The sequence below is a fragment of the Caulobacter sp. GW821-FHT11E11 genome, from assembly GCF_058808315.1.
In genome coordinates, this window is sequence record NZ_JBXARO010000001.1 from 200,639 (window position 1) to 219,311 (window position 18,673).

Sequence of the window (18,673 nt, forward strand, 5' to 3'; positions counted from 1 at the left end):
CGTGACCGCGGCCGAGGCGGCCCGGCAGGTCGCCAGACATCCCATCCAGACGCTGGGGCGCTCGACCCTGGCCGCCGTGCGCATGGTCGGCGGCGTCGGCGTCTTCGCCGTGCGCGGGACCGCCGCCGCCCTGAGCCCGCCCTGGTTCGTCAGCCAGCTGTGGCGCCAGATCGTGGCCATCGGCTTCTTCTCGCTGCCGGTCGTGGGCCTGACCGCCATCTTCACCGGCGCGGCCCTGGCCCTGAACATCTTCACCGGCGGCGGGCGCTTCAACGCCGAGCAGGTGATGCCGCAGATCGTCGCCCTGGGGATCACCCGGGAGCTGGGGCCCGTGCTGGCGGCCCTGATGCTGGCCGGCCGGGTCTCGGCCGCCATCGCCGCCGAGATCGGGGCCATGCGCGCGACCGAGCAGATCGACGCCATGCGCACCCTGTCGACCGACCCCTTCCGCTACCTGGTCGGCCCGCGCCTGCTGGCCGGGGTGCTGATGCTGCCCCTGCTGACCGCCGTGGCCGACACCATCGGCGTCGCCGGCGGCTGGCTGGTGGCGACGCGGGTGCTGGACTTCAACCCGACCGTCTACATCCGCAACACCCTCGACTTCCTGCAGGGTTGGGACATCCTGTCCGGCCTGATCAAGGCGGCGGTGTTCGGCTTTATCGTGGCGCTGATGGGCTGCTATCACGGCTACAACGCCAAGGGCGGCGCGCGCGGCGTCGGCCGGGCCACCACCCACGCGGTGGTCTCCTCGGCCATCCTGATCTTCGCCTCGGACTATCTCCTCACCACCTTCTTCACCCACGCGGCCAAATGACCGAAGCGATCCCCAAACTCGCTTGGAAGGGCGTGACCAAGCGCTTCGAGGACCGCACGGTCCTGGACGGCCTGGACCTGTCGGTCGCACCCGGCAAATCGCTGGTGATCATCGGCGGCTCGGGCCAGGGCAAGTCGGTGACCATCAAGACGGCGCTCGGCCTGATGCGTCCGGACGCCGGCAAGATCGAGCTGGACGGCAAGAACGTCGTCGGCCTGTCGGAAAGCGCCCGCCGCAAGCTGTTCTCGCGCGTTGGCGTGCTGTTCCAGGGCGCGGCCCTGTTCGACAGCCTGACCATCTGGGAGAACATCGCCTTCCGCCTGATCAACGCCGACGGCGTGCCCCGCAAGGAGGCCAAGGAGCGGGCGATCGACGCCCTGGACCAGGTGCGCCTGGCCCCGGCCGTCGCCGACCGCTTCCCGTCCGAGCTGTCGGGCGGCATGCAGAAGCGCGCAGGCCTGGCCCGCGCCGTCGTCGCCCAGCCCGAGATCCTGTTCTTCGACGAGCCGACCACGGGCCTGGACCCGATCACCGCGGCGGCGATCAACGAGCTGATCTCCGACCAAGTGCGTCGCCTGGGCTCGACCGCCGTGTCGATCACCCACGACCTGGCCTCGGCCCAGACGATCGGCGACGAGATCGCCATGCTGCACGACGGCAGGATCATCTGGCGCGGTCCGGCCGCCGAGCTGCGCACCACGGACAATCCTTACGTCCGCCAGTTCGTCGAAGGGCGCGCCGAGGGTCCGATCTCGCATGCGGTCTAGGGCGACCGGCGCTCTTTTCCTCATGACGGGCCTGCTGTTTTCAGCGGGCGCACAGGCTCAATCGTTCGTGCGTGGCGACTGCCAGGGCCATCTGGCCCAGGTCGCGCCGCGCTACGACACGGCCAATCACGAGCTCTGGTACAAGCGGTTCTGGACCGGCGGCTGCGACGCGAAGATCCCGCGCTGCATTCTGGGCCAGCCCAACTGGAACAACATGGTCACCACCCTGCTGAACCGCAGCCCGGCGGCCCAGCGTCCGGCGGTGCTGGCCAAGGCCTGCCGCGTCGGCGAGCTGATCGGCGTGGAGTGGTCGCGCAGCAAGACCATCCGCAAGATCGACCTGGACGACCTGCGCCGCTTCAACCGGGAGCTTGAGAGCTCCAGCGACACGCTGCAGGGGCTGGACCGGCTGGAGCAGGCCGCCCGCGCCAAGCTGGCCGGGCGCTAGGCCGCCACCCGCAGGGTTTCCGCCAGCAGCTTGCCTTCCACGCCCCGGCTGGAGCCGGCGCGCCAGGCCACGACGATCTCGCGGCTGGGATGTTCGGTGGCCAGGGGCCGGATGGTCAGGGCCGTCTTGTCGGTCAGGCCCGCCTGCACCGCCATGGCCGGCAGGAACGACACGCCCAGGCCCGAGCCGATCATCTGCACCAGGGTCGGCAGCGAGGTTGCCGCGAAGGTTTCCTCGTCGCCCACACCCCAATCCCCCGTTTTCTTGGGGGGCTCAAGGCCACAGGCGGCCAGCGCGTGGTCGCGCAGGCAGTGGCCGTCCTCCAGCAGGATCAGGTCGTCGCCCCGCAGGCTGTCGGGATCAACCCGCGTCTGGGCCGCCATCGGATGGTTGGCGGGCGCGGCGGCCAGCAGTTCGTCATCCTCGACATGGGCCCAGTCCAGGCCGCTCATGTCATAGGGCAGGGCGATCAGGGCCGCGTCCAGGGCCCCGGTCTTCAGGGCCGCGATCAGGCGCTGGGTCAGGTCCTCGCGCAGGAACAACTTCAGCTTGGGAAAGCGGTCACGCAGCACGGGCAGGGCGCGGGGCAGCAGGTACGGGGCCACGGTTGGGATCACCCCCAGCCGGAAGCGGCCCGCCAGCGGCTGGCCCGCGCCGCGCGCGGCCTGCACCAGGTCCTCGGCCCTGGCCAGGATGTCCTCGGCCCGGCGGACGGCCTCCTGGCCGGCGGCGGTCAGGATCACGCCCGAGCGGGCCCGATCCACGACGGGCGCCCCCAGGATCTTCTCCAGCTCCTGGATGCCGGCCGACAGGGTGGGCTGGGTGACGAAGGCGCTCTCGGCGGCGCGACTGAACGAGCCGTGCTCCGACAGGAGCTTCAGATATTGCAGCTGGCGAAGGGTGGGGAGAAGCATGACTGCTATATAGGCCGCTTCTATCGGACTTCCAAAAACTATCGATTGGATAACTTCAGAGCCAAGGCGTATCCCCTGTCTCACGGTGATGTTCCGGCGTTTCTCCCCCCGACGCCCAGACATCCCGCCGATCCCGGTCCGCGCCCCTCTCCCCCAGCCCAGGCGCGGGCCGGGACTAACCTTCCGCACGATGCTAAGGCCTCAAGTCCCTTCCGGACGGAGCGTTCTCATGTCGATCGAGGCCCTGCGCGACCAGCTGCCCGCCTACGCCCACGCCATGGCCCGCAACCTGGAGGTCCTGGCCGACGAGACCGTGTTGGACGCGACAGTCAAGTGGAGCTGCTTCGTCGCCAGCGCCTGCGCGGTCGGCGAGCCCGAGACCTTGAAGGCCGTCACCACTGCGGCGCGCGAGGCAGGCCTGACGCCGGAAGCCTTCGAGGAGGCGAGGACGGCGGCGGCGACCATGGCCATGACCAATGTCTATTTCCGCGCCGTCCACCTGATGACCGCGCCGGACTATGAGCACCTGCCGTCGCGGCTGCGCTTCAGCCGTGATCATTCGACGGCCTACGAGTTCTGCTGCATGGCGGTGTCGGCCATCAACGGCTGCGGCGCATGCCTCGACAGCCACGAAGCGGAGCTGCGCCGGCGGGGCGCAGAGCCCGTCCAGATCCAGGCCGCCCTGCGCATCGGCGCCGTGGTGAATGCCGTCGCCCGGGTCCTGGCCGCCGAACTTGTGGATCATCCCCCATTTTCGGGCGTTTGAAGGGGGTCCGCGACGCCCGGTCGCGGTGTGCGCCCCTCGACATTCAGCTTGTCTGTAAACTAAGTTGTTAACCTCTGGGTAAGAGATTCGCGGTTTCCGCAAGAGCGTCGTTCAGGACGCGGCGGGCTCGCACGGGGCGAAGGTGGGCTAGATGAGACTGCTGTCGAAGAATTCGCGCGAGAACAAGAACGGCAAGCCGACCGTTCTGGGTGAGGACACCCGGACCGAGACCGTGCAACACCAGATCGAATCCACCCAGGCCATCGGCCAACGCTACGAGACCATCCATGGTGGCCTCGACAGCATCGGCCGGGTCATGGAGCACCTGAAGGCCATCGAGCCGCTGATCGCCGAGATCCGTGGTCCGGTCGCCCAGGAGTTCGACGCCCGCCGCGCCGAGCACGCCGAGCTGATCGCCCTGCGCGCCAACTACGACCAGGCCCAGCGCGTCGTCGCCCAGATCCAGGCCGAGGAGCGCGACGTCAGCGCCCGCCTGTCGGCCGCCGAAACCGCTCTTGGCGAGTCGGAAGCCCGCCGCCAGACCCAGGACGCGGCCCTTGAAGACAACGCCCTCGAGATCGACCGCCTGCGCAACGCCCTGCTGCAGTCGGACCTGAAGGTCTCCAGCCTCGACGCCTCGCTGCGCGACGCCACCGCCCGCATCGAGCACCTGGTGCAGGACGTCGACGGCCTGCGCACCCAGGCCCAGGACATCGACACCCGTCGTGGCGACGCCGAGGCCGCCCTGGCCCGCGCCAACCAGGATAACGCCCTGCTGGGCGAAGAATCCGCGACCCTGAAGAAGCGTGTCGACCAGGCCGGCCTGGACGTCGCCCGCCTGTCGCGCATCGAGACCGACCTCGAAGCCCAGATCGCCGCCGAGCGCGCCCGCGTCCAGGCGATCGAGAACGCCCTGCACGCTCACCAGACCGACAGCGGCCGCACCATCCGCGGCCTCGAAAGCCAGGTCGAAGCCAGCCGCGCCGAGATCTCGGCCCTGCAGACCCGCCTGGAGACCGCCACGGGCCGCGCCGACAAGCTGGAAGAGATGAACGGCCAGATCTCAGCCCGTCTGGCCGAGTCCTCGGCGCACCAAAAGGCGGTTGAGCGCCGCGCCGGCGACCTCAACGTCGCCCTGGAACGCGCCCTGGACCGCATCCGCACCCTGGAAGAAGAGTCGGACGGCCTGCGTCAGCGCCACGCCGGCGTCGACACCGCCCGCGCCACCGCGATCGAGCGCGCCGACCAGCTGGCCAAGGGCGCCGTCGCCCAGGACAAGGCCATGAAGCGCGCCGAGGAGCGAGCCCAGCAACTGCGCTCGCGTCTCGACGCCATGCAGGAAGCCCAGGATCAGATCCGTCGCGAACACGAGGAAAAGGTCGCCGAGCTGCAGGCCACGATCGAGCGCCTCACCTCGGAATCGGCCCTGGCCGAAGGCGCCCTGGAAGCGGCTCGCCGCGACCGCTCGCGCCTGCAGATGGCGCTGCTGGGCGCCTCGGACGAGGGCGTGGCCGAAAGCGCTTAAGCTCCTCTGCGATCAGAAACGCAAGCGCCCGCGATCCGAGAGGTTCGCGGGCGTTTTGCATTCGGGCGGCCTCAGCGCGCGACGTCCTGCTCGACGATGAAGGTCACGACCGCGTCGATGAACTTGGGATCGGCGAGGGCGGTCAGGTGGGTCCGCCCCGGAAGCACGACCAGCCGGTAGTTCGCCACGTCGCGCCGGAGCAGCTTGCTCATGGTGTTGGGATAGTCGAACTGGCCCAGCACCTGCAGCACGGGGATGCCCAGCGCCTGGAATGGCGGCCGGTCTGAATAGATCGAGGGCTTTGACACGCCTTCGCTGAAGGCCTTGTAGACGGGGGTTTCGACTTCTCGATCCCACAAGGCGTCGGCCAAGGCGGGCAGGGCGGTGTCCTCGCCCTTGAGATCTTCCGAACCCAGGGCGCGCCAGCCGCCATCGAAGACGCCGTCGCCGCCCAGCGTCACCGACACGACCCGCTTCGGCGCGGCGGAGGCCAGGCGGCGGATCGTCCAGCCGCCGATCGAATAGCCGACGAAGTGGGCGCGTCCGATCTTTCGATCGTCGAGCACGGCCAGGACGTCCTCGACCAGCCGATCCGGGTGGTAGGCGTCTGGCGTGAACGGCTTGTCGCTGTTGCCGTGTCCCCGGAAATCGATGGCGATGACCCGGTGAGACCGGGCCAGGGCCGCGAGCGTTCCGGTCTGGCCGTAGTTGGATGCGGATGACCCCGTCATGCCGTGCAGCAGGACCACGGGCGAGCCCTTGCCCTGGTCGACATAGTGGATCCGGACGCCATCCGGGGTCTGGACGAAGCCCTCGGCCGCCTGGGCGGCGGACAGCGACAGGCCGGCGTAGAGCAGGGCGACAGCGAGCAGCTTCATCCACACAGGATAGGTCGGTATTACGCCCGTAGTACAGGGGGCTTCTATTTCGCCTCCGCCGCCGCCTTCAGCCCCTGGACCTGCTGGCCCAGCACGCCGTCCACGGGCGCGGCGATCTTGTCCAGGCCGCCCCGGAAGTAGCCGCCGACGTCGTAGGTGACGATCACGGTCGTGCGGCCGTCCTTCTCCGCCAGTAGGAAGGTCAGGGCGCCGGTCGCGCCCGAGCTCTGCAACGGTCCAAGACCGCCCGACAGCACCAGCTTCTGCCCTGGGACCGCGTTGACCGTGGTCATGTGCAGCACCGAGCCGCCATTGGGCAGGCGTTCGCAGAAGCAGCCGCCCGAGGCCGCGCCCAGCGACAGGTTGGCGGCCGAGCCCGACCAGGTGTGGGCCGAGGCCCACCATTTCGAGGGCTGCACCAGCACGGCCCAGACGGCAGGCGCCGGGGCGGCGATCTCGACCACGTGCTTGACCTCGAAGCCGTTGGGCTGGGCGTCGGTGACCTCGGCCCGCGCCGCGCCGGCCGTCAGCGCAAGCGCGGCGGCGGCGATCATCGTTGTCTTCATGGGTGTTCCTCCCCGAACCTTCGCCGCGAGGGTGGGGGCAGGGGAGGCTGGCCGTCAACTCGACCCGTCTTGGGGCCTATTCGACCGGCGAGCTGATCGTCGCGCCGTCGGCCTTCAGCCGGTCCAGCACGCCATTGCCGGGCAGCAGGAAGCCCAGGTCGACCACCGCAACGGTGACGCCGGGGCGCTTGAGGGCCTCGGTCATGGCTCCGGTGGTCTGGGCGACGCCCTTCTCCAGCAAGGCCGCGCCGCCGGGGGCGCGCAGCAGGCAGCGCTGGGCGGCGCTTTCGCGGTAGCGGGCGCGGACCGAGCCGAGGTCGCCCTCGGCCCAGTCACGGCCGATGGTGGTGGAATGGGCGCCGTCATAGGCGATCTCGTCCAGGGCCACCTTCAGGCAGTACAGCTGGTCGTCGGCCGAGAGCTTGGAGGCGATGGTGGTCACCGCGCTCATCCGGTACTGGCCGACCGCCTTGACCTTGAGCTTGCGGGCCTTGGCCATGCGCTCGATCGTGCTGATCGGCTTGGCTTCGGACAGCCCGGCCGCCTGGCGGAAATCCGACAGCAGCAGGAACCCCGCCACGGCCGGCTTCCAGTTCTTGTAGTCGCCGGCGCCCTTGCGGGCCTGATTGCGGGACTCGACGAAGCGGGCCTTCAGGTCCGCCGGCAGCTGGTCTTCGAGGTTCTTGCCCATCGGCTGGCGCAGGCCATTGCCGAATTTCAGGATGAAGCCGGCGATCTGGGTCACGCCCACCGACGCCTCGGGCGGGACCAGAACGAGGTCGGACTTGGCCAGGGCCTTCTCCAGGCGCGGGCTGGACCATTTCAAGGCATGGGGCAGGGGCGGGGCCGAGCCCAGGATGTAGAGCTTGGCGCCGTCCTTCTCGACCAGCCAGATGGCGGGCCCTTGTGGCTTGGCGGTCACCGTCAGCTCGGCGACCACCGCGCTTTCGTCACCTGCCGGGGCGGCGCCCAGATCGACGGTGGGCGGGGGCGGGGCGGTTTGACCGGCGAGCAACAGGGACAGGGCCAAAGCGGCGGACGCAACCATCGAAACTCCTTCAGCCCCCGTCCCCAGATAGCCCTTCTCCCATGGCGGGAGAAGGGCTTGGTGGGGTGGCTTACGCCCCCGGCGGAACCGGGAAGCCGCGCTTGCGCATCAGGGCGCCGATCTTGACGTCGCGGCCGCGGAAGGCGCGGAACTGGTCGACGGGATCGACGGTGTTGCCCTTGGACATGATGTCGTCGTGCAGGCGCTTGGCGACGGCCTTGTCGTAGAAGCCGCCGGGCGCTTCGGCGAAAGCCTCGGCCGCGTCGGCGGTCAGGGTGTCGGACCACAGGTAGCTGTAATAGCCGGCCGAATAGCCGTCGCCCGAGAACACGTGACCGAACTGCGGCGTGCGGTGCCGCATGACGATCTCCTTGGGCATGTTCAGCTTGGCCAACTCCTCGCGCTCGAACTTGTCCGGATCGATGTCGACGTCACCGGCCAGGTGCAGCTTCATGTCGATCAGCGCCGAGGCGAGATACTCGGTGGTGCCGAAGCCCTCACCGAACTTGCCGGCGGCCTCGATCTTGTCGACCAGGGCCTGCGGGATCGGCTTGCCGGTCTGATAGTGCAGGGCGAACTGGTTCAGCACCTGCTTGGTCGGCAGCCAGTGCTCGTTCAGCTGGCTGGGGAACTCGACATAGTCGCGGGCCACGTTGGTGCCCGACACCGACGGATAGGTCGCATTGGCGTTCAGGCCGTGGATGGCGTGGCCAAACTCATGGAACAGGGTGGTGGCGTCGTCCCACGAGATCAGCAGGGGCTCGCCGGGCTTGCCCTTGATGAAGTTGGAGTTGTTCGAGACGATCGTGGTGACCTCACCCTTGAACCGCTCTTGCGTGCGGTAGGCGTTCATCCAGGCGCCCGAGCGCTTGCCCGGACGGGCATAGGGGTCGAAGTACCACAGGCCCACATGCTTGCCGGCGCGGGTCACCTCATAGACGGTGATGTCCTCGTGATAGACGGGCAGGCCGTCGATCTTCTTGAATTCGAAGCCGTACAGCTGGCCCGAGGCCCAGAACATGCCCTCGCGCAGCTTGTCCAGCTGCAGGTAGGGCTTCACCTCGTTCATATCGAGGGCGTACTTCGCCAGGCGGACCTTCTCGGCATAGAAGCGGTAGTCCCAGGGCTCCAGCTTGAAGCCGCCGTTCTCCTTGTCGATGATCGCCTGCATGTCAGCCACGTCGATGGCGACCTGGGCGATGGCCGGCTGCCAGACGGCTTCCATCAGCGCCATGGCGTTTTCGGGCGTCTTGGCCATGGCGTTCTCGAGGCGCCAGTGGGCGTGGGTCTTGTAGCCCAGCAGCTTGGCGCGCTCGACGCGCAGCTTCAGGATCTTGGAGATGATCAGGTTGTTGTCGGTCGCGCCGCCGTTGTCGCCGCGGTTGACGAAGGCCCGCCAGACCTTTTCGCGAGCCGCCCGCACGGGGCTCTCGGTCAGGAACGGGTCGACGCTGGAGCGGGTGTTGACGATCACGAACTTGCCCGGGAGCTTGCGCGCCGCGGCGTTCGAGGCGGCGGCGGCCTTCAGGCCTTCCGGCAGGCCGGCCAGGTCGGCGTCGGAAAGCTCGATCCAGGTGTTCTCGTCGGCCAGCAGGTTCTGGCTGAACTTGGTGTAGAGGCTGGCCAGCTCGGTGTTGATCGCCCCGACCCGGGTCTTGGCGGCGGGCGAGAGCTTGGCGCCGGCGCGCACGAAGTTGGTGTAGTAGATCCACAGCACGCGCTGCTGCTCGGGCGTCAGCTTGGCCTTGGCCGGCGAATTGTAGACCGCCTCGATGCGGGCGAAGAGCGCGGCGTTCTGGTTGATCTTGTCGCTGTGGGCCGACAGGGCCGGATCCATCACCTCTTCGACGGCCTGGAACTCCGGCGTGCTCATGTTCGAGCCCCAGATGCCGTAGAAGGTCCCGATGTCGTTCAGCGACCTGCCGGAATCTTCCAGGGCGGCGATGGTGTTGTCGAAGGTCGGCGCGGCCTTGTTGGCCGTGATCGCGTCGATCTCGGCCAGGTTCTTGGCCATGGCTGCCTCGAGGGCCGGCTTGAAGTCGGCGACCTTGACCTTGTCGAAGGCCGGCACGCCGCCATAGGGGCCCGTCCATTTCTGGAGAAGCGGGTTGGTAGCCTGGGCCATGGCGAAGCTCGGATTGAGGGCGACGGCCGCGCCGGTGGCGGCGGCTGAAGCAAGGAACGTACGACGTTGCACGGAGTGTCTCCGGTGAAGGTTTGACGCGACCCTAGGGCAACCCTCCGATCACGTCACATGACGGGACCGTAACCTTTCGCGCTCCGTGGACGACACCCTTTTTGCCGGCTACAGCTTTGCCCATGATCGGCGTCTTCGACTCCGGCGTGGGCGGCCTCTCGGTCCACCGCGCCCTCGTGCAGCGTCTGCCGCAGGCGGACTTCACCTATCTGGCCGACCAGGCCAACGCCCCCTATGGCGTGCGGACCGGCGAGGACATCGTCGAGCTGACCAAGGCCGGCTGCATCCGCCTGTTCGACCGCGGCGCCAGCCTGGTCGTCCTGGCCTGCAACACCGCCTCGGCCATCGCCCTGCGCCGGCTGCAGCAGACCTGGCTGCCGGGCTACCGCAAGGAACTGGGCCGGCCGGTCAACATCCTGGGCATCATCGTGCCGACCATCGAGAAGGCTACCGGCCTGCCGTGGGAGCACGAGGCCGAGCGGCGCGGCGAGAAGGTCCAGCAGCTGGACATCCTGGGCGTCTTCGCCACCCCGGCCACCGCCCGGTCGCGCGTCTATGAGATCGAGATCGACAAGCGCAAGCAGGACCTGGCGGTGTTCTCCGAACCCTGCCCAGAACTGGTGCCACTGATCGAGCACGACGCCAGCGCCGTCGACCTGGCCAAGGCCGTCGAAGGCCACGTCCAGGCCCTGAAGACCCGCATCGGCCGTTTCCCCGACCGCGTGGTGCTGGGCTGCACCCACTACGAGATCATCGCCGACATCTTCCGCGCCGCCCTGCCGGCCGGCACCCCGCTGATCCAGCAGCCCGAGGCCACGGCCGACGCGCTGGAGCTCTATCTGGGACGCCATCCGGAATATGAAACGGGAACAGGCGGCGGCCGCGTCTTCCTGACGACAGGTACACCGGGTCCGCAGAACGGCCTGGTGCAAGGCTTCTGGGGCGGTCCGGTCGCGTTCGACGCCGCCTGATGTTCAATCTTCGATCGCCGCGTTTCCTGGTCGCCTTCCTGGCGGTCACGCTCTTCTACATGCCGATATCGGTCTATGTGGCGCCGACGGCATTCGTGACCTCAAGCTGGTGGTTCGTGGTCGGCATCGGCCTGTTCTGGGCGATCGTCCTGGCCTGGCCCTGGGTCGCCAAGGCGTTGGCCGCGCGTCGCCGCCCCTGATCCGCGACATTCTGAATCATTTCCTGACGAACGCCGTAAACGCCTCTTAACGCTCTTCGGGCACAACATCTCGGTTCGCTCCGTTTCGACGGGGCCCGAGATACGAAGTTGAGTTCGGAGACTTTCATGGCGCGAGCCGCGCGGCGATCCACGACGGAGCTCCTTTGGGATGCGTTCCGTTACGGCTGGGTCCAGCCCTGGACGGCCCGGTTCCGGGGCGGGGTCGTCACCGTGATCGGGGCCATCCTGCTGCTGGCCATCGCCACCTACAACGCCACCGATCCCAGCTTCAACGCCGCCACGGGCGAGCCGGCCCGCAACGCGCTGGGCGGTCTGGGCGCGGCCATCGCCGACCTCTTGATGCAGTCTCTCGGCCTGTCAGCCTGGGGCATCGCCCTGCTGATGCTGATCTTCGGCGTCACCCGCGTGGCCCAGGCCGACCCGGACGCCGAGCGCAAGGACCTGCGCCAGCGCGCCGTCGTCGGATCGCTGGGCCTGCTGGCCCTGTCGGCCGTGCTGGCCGCGCCGCCGCCGCCGGCCATCTGGCAGCTGGAGAAGGGCCTGGGCGGTTTCTGGGGCGACGCGCTCCTGCACGGCGTGGCCGGCATCCTGGGCTTCGCCCACATCCCCGGCGCGACCGTCATCTCGGCCATCCTGTTCGCCATCGCCGCCGTCGTCGCCCTGGGCTTCGCCATCGGCGTGCGTGAGGTCGATCCGGACGCCATCCACACCGCCGTCAGCAACGCCCTGCAGCCCCGCGTCCGCGCCGAGCCGGAACCCGCGCCGGCTCCGGTCGCCAAGCCGGTCCGCGCCAAGCGGGAAAAGGCCGAGGCCGCGCCTAAGCGCCCGGGCCGCCTGCCGCCGATCGATGACAACGACGACGCGATCGTCGCCGCGCCGACCGCCATCAGCTCGCCTGAGCGCGCCTACACCCCGCCGCCCCCGCAAGACGACGAGGACGACTTCGAAGACTCGCTCGACGCCCGTCCAATGGCCATCGCCAAGCCAAAGACCATGCCCAAGGAGTCTGGCCGCGAGGCGCGCGAGCAGCAGAAGACCTTTGCCTTCGAGGAGGACGCCGGCTTCCAGCTGCCCGAACTGGCCATGCTGGCCAAGGCCAAGCCGCGCTCGTCGGAAGTCGACGCCGGCGCCCTGCGCCAGAACGCCCGCCTGCTGGAAAGCGTGCTGGCCGAGTTCGGCGTCAAGGGTCAGATCGACCAGATCCGCCCCGGTCCCGTGGTCACCATGTACGAGCTGGTGCCGGCCCCGGGCGTCAAGACCGCCCGCGTCGTGGCGCTGGCTGACGACATCGCCCGCTCGATGAGCGTGATCTCGTGCCGCGTGGCCGTGGCCCAGGGCCGCAACGCCATCGGCATCGAAATGCCGAACTCCAAGCGCGAGACGGTCTATCTGCGCGACCTGCTGAGCAGCGCCGACTACGAAAAGGCCAGCCAGATCCTGCCCATGGCGCTGGGCGAGACCATCGGCGGCGAGCCCTATATCGCCGACCTGGCCAAGATGCCCCACCTGCTGATCGCCGGTACGACCGGCTCGGGTAAGTCGGTCGGCGTCAACGCCATGATCCTGTCGATCCTGTACAAGCTGCCGCCCGAGAAGTGCCGCTTCATCATGATCGACCCCAAGATGCTGGAACTGTCGGTCTATGACGGCATCCCGCACCTCTTGGCCCCCGTCGTGACCGATCCCAAGAAGGCCGTCGTGGCCCTGAAGTGGACCGTGCGCGAGATGGAGGACCGCTATCGCCGGATGTCCAAGATCGGCGTGCGCAACATCGCCGGCTACAACGAGAAGGCCAACGAGGCGCTGGACAAGGGCGAGCACTTCGAGCGCACCGTCCAGACCGGCTTCGACGACGCCGGCCGTCCGATCTACGAGACCGAACAGATCCGTCCCGAGGCCATGCCCTATCTGGTCGTGGTCATCGACGAGGTCGCCGACCTGATGATGGTGGCCGGCAAGGACATCGAAGGCGCCGTGCAGCGCCTGGCCCAGATGGCCCGCGCCGCCGGCATCCACCTGATCATGGCCACCCAGCGCCCGTCGGTCGACGTCATCACCGGCACCATCAAGGCCAACTTCCCGACCCGGATCAGCTTCCAGGTCACCTCGAAGATCGACGCCCGCACCATTCTGGGCGAGCAGGGCGCCGAACAGCTGCTGGGCCAGGGCGACATGCTCTACATGGCCGGCGGCGGCCGCATCACCCGCCTGCACGGTCCCTTTGTCTCCGACGGCGAAGTCGAGCAGGTCGCCAAGTTCCTGCGCGACCAGGGCATCCCGCAGTACCTGGAAGAAGTCACCGCCGGCGGCGACGAGGAACAGGAAGAGGCGATCGAGGGCGCATTCTCGGGCGAGGGCGGAGCCAACGATCTCTACGACCACGCCGTGGCCGTGGTCACCCGCGACCGCAAGGCCTCGACCAGCTACATCCAGCGCCGCTTGCAGATCGGCTACAACCGCGCCGCCTCGCTGATGGAGCGGATGGAAAAGGAAGGCGTCGTCGGCGCCGCCAACCACGCCGGCAAGCGCGAGATCCTGGCCCCGCCACCGCCGCCGATGTAGGAAACTCCGGCTCAGCTTGGGCGTTCTCCACGCTCCCAACCTGAACGGCGCTTCATCGGGGCGCCGGAAAATGGCCTTGCGGCGGCCTTCGCGCAGGCCAAGGTTGCGGCTAAGGAGTTCGCATGACCAATCGCCGTTTCCTTCTTGCGGCCGGCCTGGCCGCCGCCCTCGCTTCTCCGGCTATGGCCCAGCAAGCCAAGCCCGCCCCGGCCAAGCTGACCGCCGAGCAGCAGGTCCTGCTGGACAAGGCCACCACCTATATCCAGGGCCTGTCCTCGGCCAAGGGCCGCTTCGTGCAGACCGATGCGCGCGGCACCCAGACGCAGGGCACGCTCTATCTGCAGCGCCCGGGCAAGGCGCGGTTCGCCTATGATCCGCCGGCCGGCCTGCTGGTCGTCAGCAACGGCAACAACGTCAACATCTTCGACAGCCGGCTGAAGACCTTCGAGAGCTATCCGCTCAGCAAGACGCCGCTGAACCTGCTGCTGGCCCGCGAGGTCCGCCTGGATCGCGGCGTGATCATCACCGATGTCCGCCCGCTGGCTGATGGCTTCACCGTCGTGGCCCAGGATGCCAAGCGCCAGGCGCTGGGCCGGATCACCATCGACTTCTCCAACAGCCCCGTGGGCCTGATGGGCTGGACGATCACCGACATCAAGGGCGGCGTGATCCGCGTGCGCCTCAGCGATTTCGCCGAGACCGCCGACCTGGATCCCAAGCTGTTCGTGCTGACCGACCCGCGCCGCAAGGTCGGCAAGCCGTAGATCGCGCCGAATGTGACATTACCACAACAGGCAAGAATCAACCCGCTACGGGGTTGACTAAATGTTTTGACGTGGCATATTTAACACGCATGGCGATGAGCGACCGACCCGCTCTTCGCGAACCGTGCCGGATCCTATCCCCTCCCGGCGGCGGCATGAGAGACTAGACTTTCAGCCCAGGCGCATCGAATGCGCCTGGGCTTTTTTCTTTGGGCAGCCGGCCGCTGGCCGGGGGCTCGCCCTGACAGGCTGGCGTTTCCCTTCCCAGGGTCTGGCAAAGGCTTTAGAGCGAGGCCATGCGCCTCCGTATCGCCACCTGGAACGTCAACTCCGTCCGCCTCCGCGCCGAACAGGCCGCGCGTTTCGTCGACGAGCAGGGTCCCGATGTCCTGTGCATGCAGGAGATCAAGTGCCAGGAGGGCGAGTTCCCGCGCGAGGCCTTCGAGGCCATGGGCCTGCCGCACCTGAAGATCGCTGGCCAGAAGGGCTGGCACGGGGTGGCGATCGCCTCGCGCCTGCCGTTCGAGGACGTGCCGACCCTGATGAACTGCCGCGAGGGCCATGCCCGCTGCGTGGCGGTCAAGGTGGCTGGCGTCGATATCCAGAACTTCTACATCCCGGCCGGCGGCGATACGCCCGACCGCATCGGCAATCCGAAGTTCGACCACAAGCTGGACTTCTACGAGACCCTGACCGCCGCCCTGAAGAAGCGCGACCCCAAGGCGCCGCTGATCGTCACCGGCGACCTGAACATCGCGCCCGGCGAGAACGACGTCTGGAGCCACCGCCAGATGCTGAAGGTGGTCAGCCACACCCCGGCCGAGCTCGAGGCCTTCGACGCGATGATGAAGTCGATGGACCTGCTGGACCTGCCGCGCCTGGCGACGCCCGAGCCTGAGAAGCTGTTCTCCTGGTGGAGCTATCGCGCCGCCGACTTCCGCAAGTCCAACCGCGGCCTGCGCCTGGACCACATCCTGGCCAGCCCCGGCCTGCGCGACGCGGCGATCGTGGACGGCAAGGTGTCCTCGCGCGTCCACGATACGGTCCGGGAATGGGAACGCCCCAGCGACCACGCGCCGGTGACGGCGGACTTGAAGGTCTAGAAGTAGCCGGCGCTCTCGATATCGTCGAGCAGCCCCGTCTCCGTCGGCGTCCAGCCCAGCGTCTCACGCGTCCAGACGCTGGACGTCGCCGCGTCCATGCCGGCGAACATCGCGAACCAACCGAAGTGCTCGGCGGCACGGCTCTCGACCGGCAGGCCCAGGCCCCGGCCGATCGCGGCGGCGATCTGCTTGAACGGCACCCCCTCTTCAGCCACCGCGTGATAGCGCTCGCCGCCGACGCCGCGCTCGATGGCCAGGCGGTAGACCTTGGCCGCGTCCAGGCGGTGCACGCCCGACCAGCGGTTCTCGCCCTCACCGAGATAGGCCGAGACGCCGGTGCGGCGGGCTATGTCGATCAACATCGGCACGAAGCCGTGGTCGCCGGGGCCGTGGGTCGACGGCGCCAGGCGCACGGTCGAGGCCTCGACGCCCTTGGCGACCAGGCTGGCGGCGGCGGATTCCGACAGGCGCGGATAGCCGTCGACGCCCTCGGCCGGAATGTCGGTCTCCAAGGCCAGCCGGCCCGGCGCCAGGCGGGCGGTGCCTGAAGTGACCAGCAGCGGCTTGCCGACCGCGCCTTCGCCCAGGGCCTCGATAGCCCGGCGGTCCAGCTGGCAGTTCTCGGCGAATTTCGAGAAGTCATGATTGAAGGCGGTGTGGATGACGCCGTCGGCGTCGGCCGCCGCGCGGGTAAGGACGTCGGTGTCTTCCAGCACGCCGCGCACGACCTGCGCGCCGGCGGCTTCGAGCGCCGCAGCGCCTGCGTCGGAGCGGGCCAGGCCAACAACCTGGTGACCGTGGGCGAGAAGCTCGGGGACAACAGCCGAGCCGACGAAGCCGGTGGCGCCAGTGACGAAAATACGCATGGGGAAGGCCTTTCGGGATTTCACGTGGAACACCCTGGGCGCTATGATCATCCTGTTAAAGTAGTGACCTTATACGGGTATAGGATCTAACAGGATGAACGCGCCGCTCCTCACCGAGAACCCGCTGGGCGCCTATCTGCGCGACCGCCGCGCCAAGCTGGACGCCGCTGCCCTGGGCTTTTCCGGCCCGCGCCGGCGCACGCCCGGCCTGCGCCGCGAGGAGGTCGCCCAGCGCGCCCACATCAGCGCCACCTGGTACACCTGGCTGGAGCAGGGTCGCGGCGGCGCGCCGTCGGCCGACGTGCTGGACCGCATCGCCCGCGCCTTGATGCTGACCGAGGTCGAGCGCGAGCACCTGTTCCTGCTGGGTCTAGGCCGCGCGCCGGACGTCCGTTATCGCGAGACCGAGGGCGTGACGCCGCGTCTGCAGCGGGTGCTGGACGCCTTGTCGCCCAGCCCGGCCCTGATCAAGACCCCGACCTGGGACGTCATCGCCTGGAACCGCGCCGCCACCCTGGTGCTGAGCGACTACGCCGCCATGGCGCCGGGCGAGCGCAACATCCTACGGCGGATGTTCTGCGACCCGGCGGTCCAGGCCGCCCAGTTCGATTGGGAGAGCGTGGCCCGCTTCGTGGTCGCCGCCTTCCGCGCCGACGTCGCAAGGGTCGGGGCGGGGAACGAGGCCGGTGTCCAGGCGCTGGTCGCCGAGCTCAGCGCCCGCAGCCCGGCGTTCGCGACGATGTGGGCCGACAACGACGTCCGCCACTATGGCGACGGCATCAAGCGTCTACGCCATCCGGTGCTGGGCGCGGTGGCGTTCGAATATTCGGCGTTCAGCGTCGATGGCCGGCCGGATCTGGCGATGATCGTCTACAATCCGGCCGCGCCCGAGGACCTGGCGGCCGTGCGCTCGCTGCTGGACTAGCCTTCGACCGCCACGACGCCCTGGGTGATCCACAGGGCCTTGTCCTTGAGGTTCTTGCGGATCCAGGCGGCGTGGACTTCACGCTCGGCGTCGGTCGAGCGCAGGGGCAGGGGACGAGGGCGAGCGCCGTACGAGCCCTGGACCGCGGCCGAGACCGACAGGGCCTCGACATGGGTCAGTTCCAGGGCGCGTTCCTTGCCGCCCTGCAATTCCAGATAGACCTCGGCCAACAGGTGCGAGTCGATCAGCGCCCCGTGCTTGTCGCGGCTGTCGAGGCTGATCTTGAACCGCTTACACAGCGCGTCGAGCGAGTTGTACATGCCCGGAAAGCGCTTCTTGGCCATGGCCAGGGTGTCGATCCAGCGCTCCTCGGCGATCGGCGCGCGGCCGCACTTCTCCAGCTCGAAATTGATGAACGAGCGGTCGAAGGCGGCGTTGTGGGCGACGACGACGCTGTCGCCGACGAACTCCAGGAACTTGTCGGCGACCTCGTGGAACTTGGGCTTGCCGGTCAGGAAGGCCGACGACAGGCCGTGGACCTTCTCGGCCTCGGCCGGCATGTCGCGCAGCGGGTCGCAATATTCGTGGAACGAGCGGCCGGTCGGCATGAACTCGACCACCTCGATGCAGCCGATTTCGACCAGGCGGTCGCCCGTCTTCGGATCGAAGCCGGTGGTTTCGGTGTCGAGGATGATTTCCCGGGCCATGGCCCTTCAATGGAGCCGTTCGACTCCGGCATCAAGCGTCGCCGGGAGTTCTCAACAGAGTCAGAAGGTCGCGGACCTGGGCGCGAGCATGGTCCAGGCCCTGGCCGGTATCGATGACGAAATCGGCGCGGGCGCGCTTTTCGGCGTCGGGTGTCTGGCGGGCCAGGATCGCCTCGAACTTCTCCGGCGTCATCTCCGGGCGGGCCAGGACGCGGGCGCGCTGGACATCGGCCGGAGCGGAGACGACCACGACCTTGTCGACCTTCTTCTCGCCGCCGGTCTCGAAGAGCAGCGGGATGTCGAGGACGACAATCTGGTGGCCCTCGGCCTGGGCCTTTTCAAAGAAACCGATGCGGTGGGCGCCGACCAGCGGGTGGACGATCGCTTCCAGCTTCGCCAGGGCTTCGGAATTGCCGACGACCTGGGCGCTGAGCTTGGCCCGATTGATCGCGCCGTTCACCACCACGCCGGGGAAGGCTTCTTCCACCGGTCCGACGGCCGCGCCGCCGGTGGCATACAGGGCGTGGACCGCCGCGTCGGAGTCGTAGACAGGAACACCTTCGGCCTGGAACATGGTCGACGTCGTCGACTTGCCCATGCCGATCGATCCGGTCAGGCCCAGGATCAGCAT

Annotated in this window: 19 protein-coding genes; 11 read left to right on the plus strand and 8 right to left on the minus strand. The window is 68.4% G+C overall.

The window, feature by feature from the left end; translation table 11 throughout:
- The first annotated feature begins 1 nt into the window (after window position 1).
- The 3 genes from AC1RR5_RS01010 to AC1RR5_RS01020 are packed head-to-tail and all read left to right on the plus strand — an operon-like array spanning window position 2 to window position 2,029.
- On the plus strand, window positions 2–814 hold the full coding sequence (locus AC1RR5_RS01010; RefSeq protein ID WP_492919243.1) for an MlaE family ABC transporter permease: 813 nt from the start codon (window positions 2–4) through the stop codon (window positions 812–814).
- Window positions 811–1,581, plus strand: coding sequence for an ABC transporter ATP-binding protein (locus tag AC1RR5_RS01015; protein ID WP_492919244.1), 771 nt, complete (start codon window positions 811–813; stop codon window positions 1,579–1,581). The genes AC1RR5_RS01010 and AC1RR5_RS01015 overlap by 4 nt, the downstream gene beginning before the upstream one ends.
- A gap of 22 nt (window positions 1,582–1,603) precedes the next feature.
- Window positions 1,604–2,029, plus strand: a complete 426-nt coding sequence (locus AC1RR5_RS01020) for a hypothetical protein (protein ID WP_492919245.1) — start codon at window positions 1,604–1,606, stop codon at window positions 2,027–2,029.
- On the opposite strand, the gene AC1RR5_RS01025 is transcribed toward AC1RR5_RS01020, so the two are convergent.
- The gene (locus tag AC1RR5_RS01025; protein ID WP_492919246.1) at window positions 2,026–2,943 is read right to left on the minus strand and encodes a hydrogen peroxide-inducible genes activator; all 918 of its coding nucleotides are present in this window, start codon (window positions 2,941–2,943) and stop codon (window positions 2,026–2,028) included. The two genes, AC1RR5_RS01020 and AC1RR5_RS01025, sit on opposite strands and share 4 nt — an antisense overlap.
- 229 nt (window positions 2,944–3,172) lie before the next feature.
- On the opposite strand from AC1RR5_RS01025, the gene ahpD reads away from it, so the two are divergent.
- Window positions 3,173–3,709: an alkylhydroperoxidase, AhpD family gene (ahpD, locus tag AC1RR5_RS01030; protein ID WP_492919247.1), complete on the plus strand. Its 537-nt coding sequence runs from the start codon at window positions 3,173–3,175 to the stop codon at window positions 3,707–3,709.
- 151 nt (window positions 3,710–3,860) lie between these two features.
- The gene (gene creS / locus AC1RR5_RS01035) at window positions 3,861–5,234 is read left to right on the plus strand and encodes a crescentin (RefSeq protein WP_492919248.1); all 1,374 of its coding nucleotides are present in this window, start codon (window positions 3,861–3,863) and stop codon (window positions 5,232–5,234) included.
- A gap of 71 nt (window positions 5,235–5,305) precedes the next feature.
- Here creS and AC1RR5_RS01040 read toward each other — a convergent pair whose 3' ends face one another.
- From AC1RR5_RS01040 to AC1RR5_RS01055, 4 genes are all read right to left on the minus strand, one after another.
- Window positions 5,306–6,112, minus strand: coding sequence for an alpha/beta fold hydrolase (locus AC1RR5_RS01040; protein ID WP_492919249.1), 807 nt, complete (start codon window positions 6,110–6,112; stop codon window positions 5,306–5,308).
- Window positions 6,113–6,156: 44 nt separating this feature from the next.
- A complete protein-coding gene (locus AC1RR5_RS01045) occupies window positions 6,157–6,678 on the minus strand; it encodes an SRPBCC family protein (RefSeq protein WP_492919250.1) in 522 nt (173 codons plus the stop codon).
- Window positions 6,679–6,754: 76 nt separating this feature from the next.
- Entirely contained in the window at window positions 6,755–7,726 is a 972-nt protein-coding gene (locus AC1RR5_RS01050; RefSeq protein ID WP_492919251.1) for a TraB/GumN family protein, read from the minus strand.
- A 70-nt stretch (window positions 7,727–7,796) separates the two neighbouring features.
- Window positions 7,797–9,923: a M3 family metallopeptidase gene (locus AC1RR5_RS01055; protein WP_492919252.1), complete on the minus strand. Its 2,127-nt coding sequence runs from the start codon at window positions 9,921–9,923 to the stop codon at window positions 7,797–7,799.
- Window positions 9,924–10,045: 122 nt separating this feature from the next.
- Here AC1RR5_RS01055 and AC1RR5_RS01060 point away from each other — a divergent pair, with 122 nt between their 5' ends.
- From AC1RR5_RS01060 to AC1RR5_RS01080, 5 genes are all read left to right on the plus strand, one after another.
- Window positions 10,046–10,894, plus strand: a complete 849-nt coding sequence (locus AC1RR5_RS01060) for a glutamate racemase (RefSeq protein WP_492919253.1) — start codon at window positions 10,046–10,048, stop codon at window positions 10,892–10,894.
- Window positions 10,894–11,094 carry a hypothetical protein gene (locus AC1RR5_RS01065; RefSeq protein ID WP_492919254.1) on the plus strand — a complete coding sequence of 67 codons (201 nt, stop codon included), beginning with the start codon at window positions 10,894–10,896 and terminating at the stop codon, window positions 11,092–11,094. The genes AC1RR5_RS01060 and AC1RR5_RS01065 overlap by 1 nt, the downstream gene beginning before the upstream one ends.
- A gap of 108 nt (window positions 11,095–11,202) precedes the next feature.
- Window positions 11,203–13,677 (plus strand): FtsK/SpoIIIE family DNA translocase, encoded by a 2,475-nt coding sequence (locus AC1RR5_RS01070; RefSeq protein WP_492919255.1) that lies wholly within the window; start codon window positions 11,203–11,205, stop codon window positions 13,675–13,677.
- Window positions 13,678–13,799: 122 nt separating this feature from the next.
- Window positions 13,800–14,441 carry an outer-membrane lipoprotein carrier protein LolA gene (locus tag AC1RR5_RS01075; protein WP_492919256.1) on the plus strand — a complete coding sequence of 214 codons (642 nt, stop codon included), beginning with the start codon at window positions 13,800–13,802 and terminating at the stop codon, window positions 14,439–14,441.
- Between the two features lie 296 nt (window positions 14,442–14,737).
- Window positions 14,738–15,544, plus strand: a complete 807-nt coding sequence (locus AC1RR5_RS01080) for an exodeoxyribonuclease III (protein WP_492919257.1) — start codon at window positions 14,738–14,740, stop codon at window positions 15,542–15,544.
- Here the strand turns inward: AC1RR5_RS01080 and AC1RR5_RS01085 are convergent.
- Complete coding sequence (locus AC1RR5_RS01085; RefSeq protein WP_492919258.1) at window positions 15,541–16,410, minus strand: SDR family oxidoreductase; 870 nt, start codon at window positions 16,408–16,410, stop codon at window positions 15,541–15,543. The genes AC1RR5_RS01080 and AC1RR5_RS01085 overlap by 4 nt on opposite strands.
- Before the next feature lie 94 nt (window positions 16,411–16,504).
- On the opposite strand from AC1RR5_RS01085, the gene AC1RR5_RS01090 reads away from it, so the two are divergent.
- A complete protein-coding gene (locus AC1RR5_RS01090; protein ID WP_492919259.1) occupies window positions 16,505–17,335 on the plus strand; it encodes a helix-turn-helix transcriptional regulator in 831 nt (276 codons plus the stop codon).
- Here AC1RR5_RS01090 and dnaQ read toward each other — a convergent pair.
- Window positions 17,332–18,042: a DNA polymerase III subunit epsilon gene (dnaQ, locus tag AC1RR5_RS01095; protein ID WP_492919260.1), complete on the minus strand. Its 711-nt coding sequence runs from the start codon at window positions 18,040–18,042 to the stop codon at window positions 17,332–17,334. The two genes, AC1RR5_RS01090 and dnaQ, sit on opposite strands and share 4 nt — an antisense overlap.
- 31 nt (window positions 18,043–18,073) lie before the next feature.
- Complete coding sequence (gene coaE, locus AC1RR5_RS01100; protein ID WP_492919261.1) at window positions 18,074–18,673, minus strand: dephospho-CoA kinase; 600 nt, start codon at window positions 18,671–18,673, stop codon at window positions 18,074–18,076.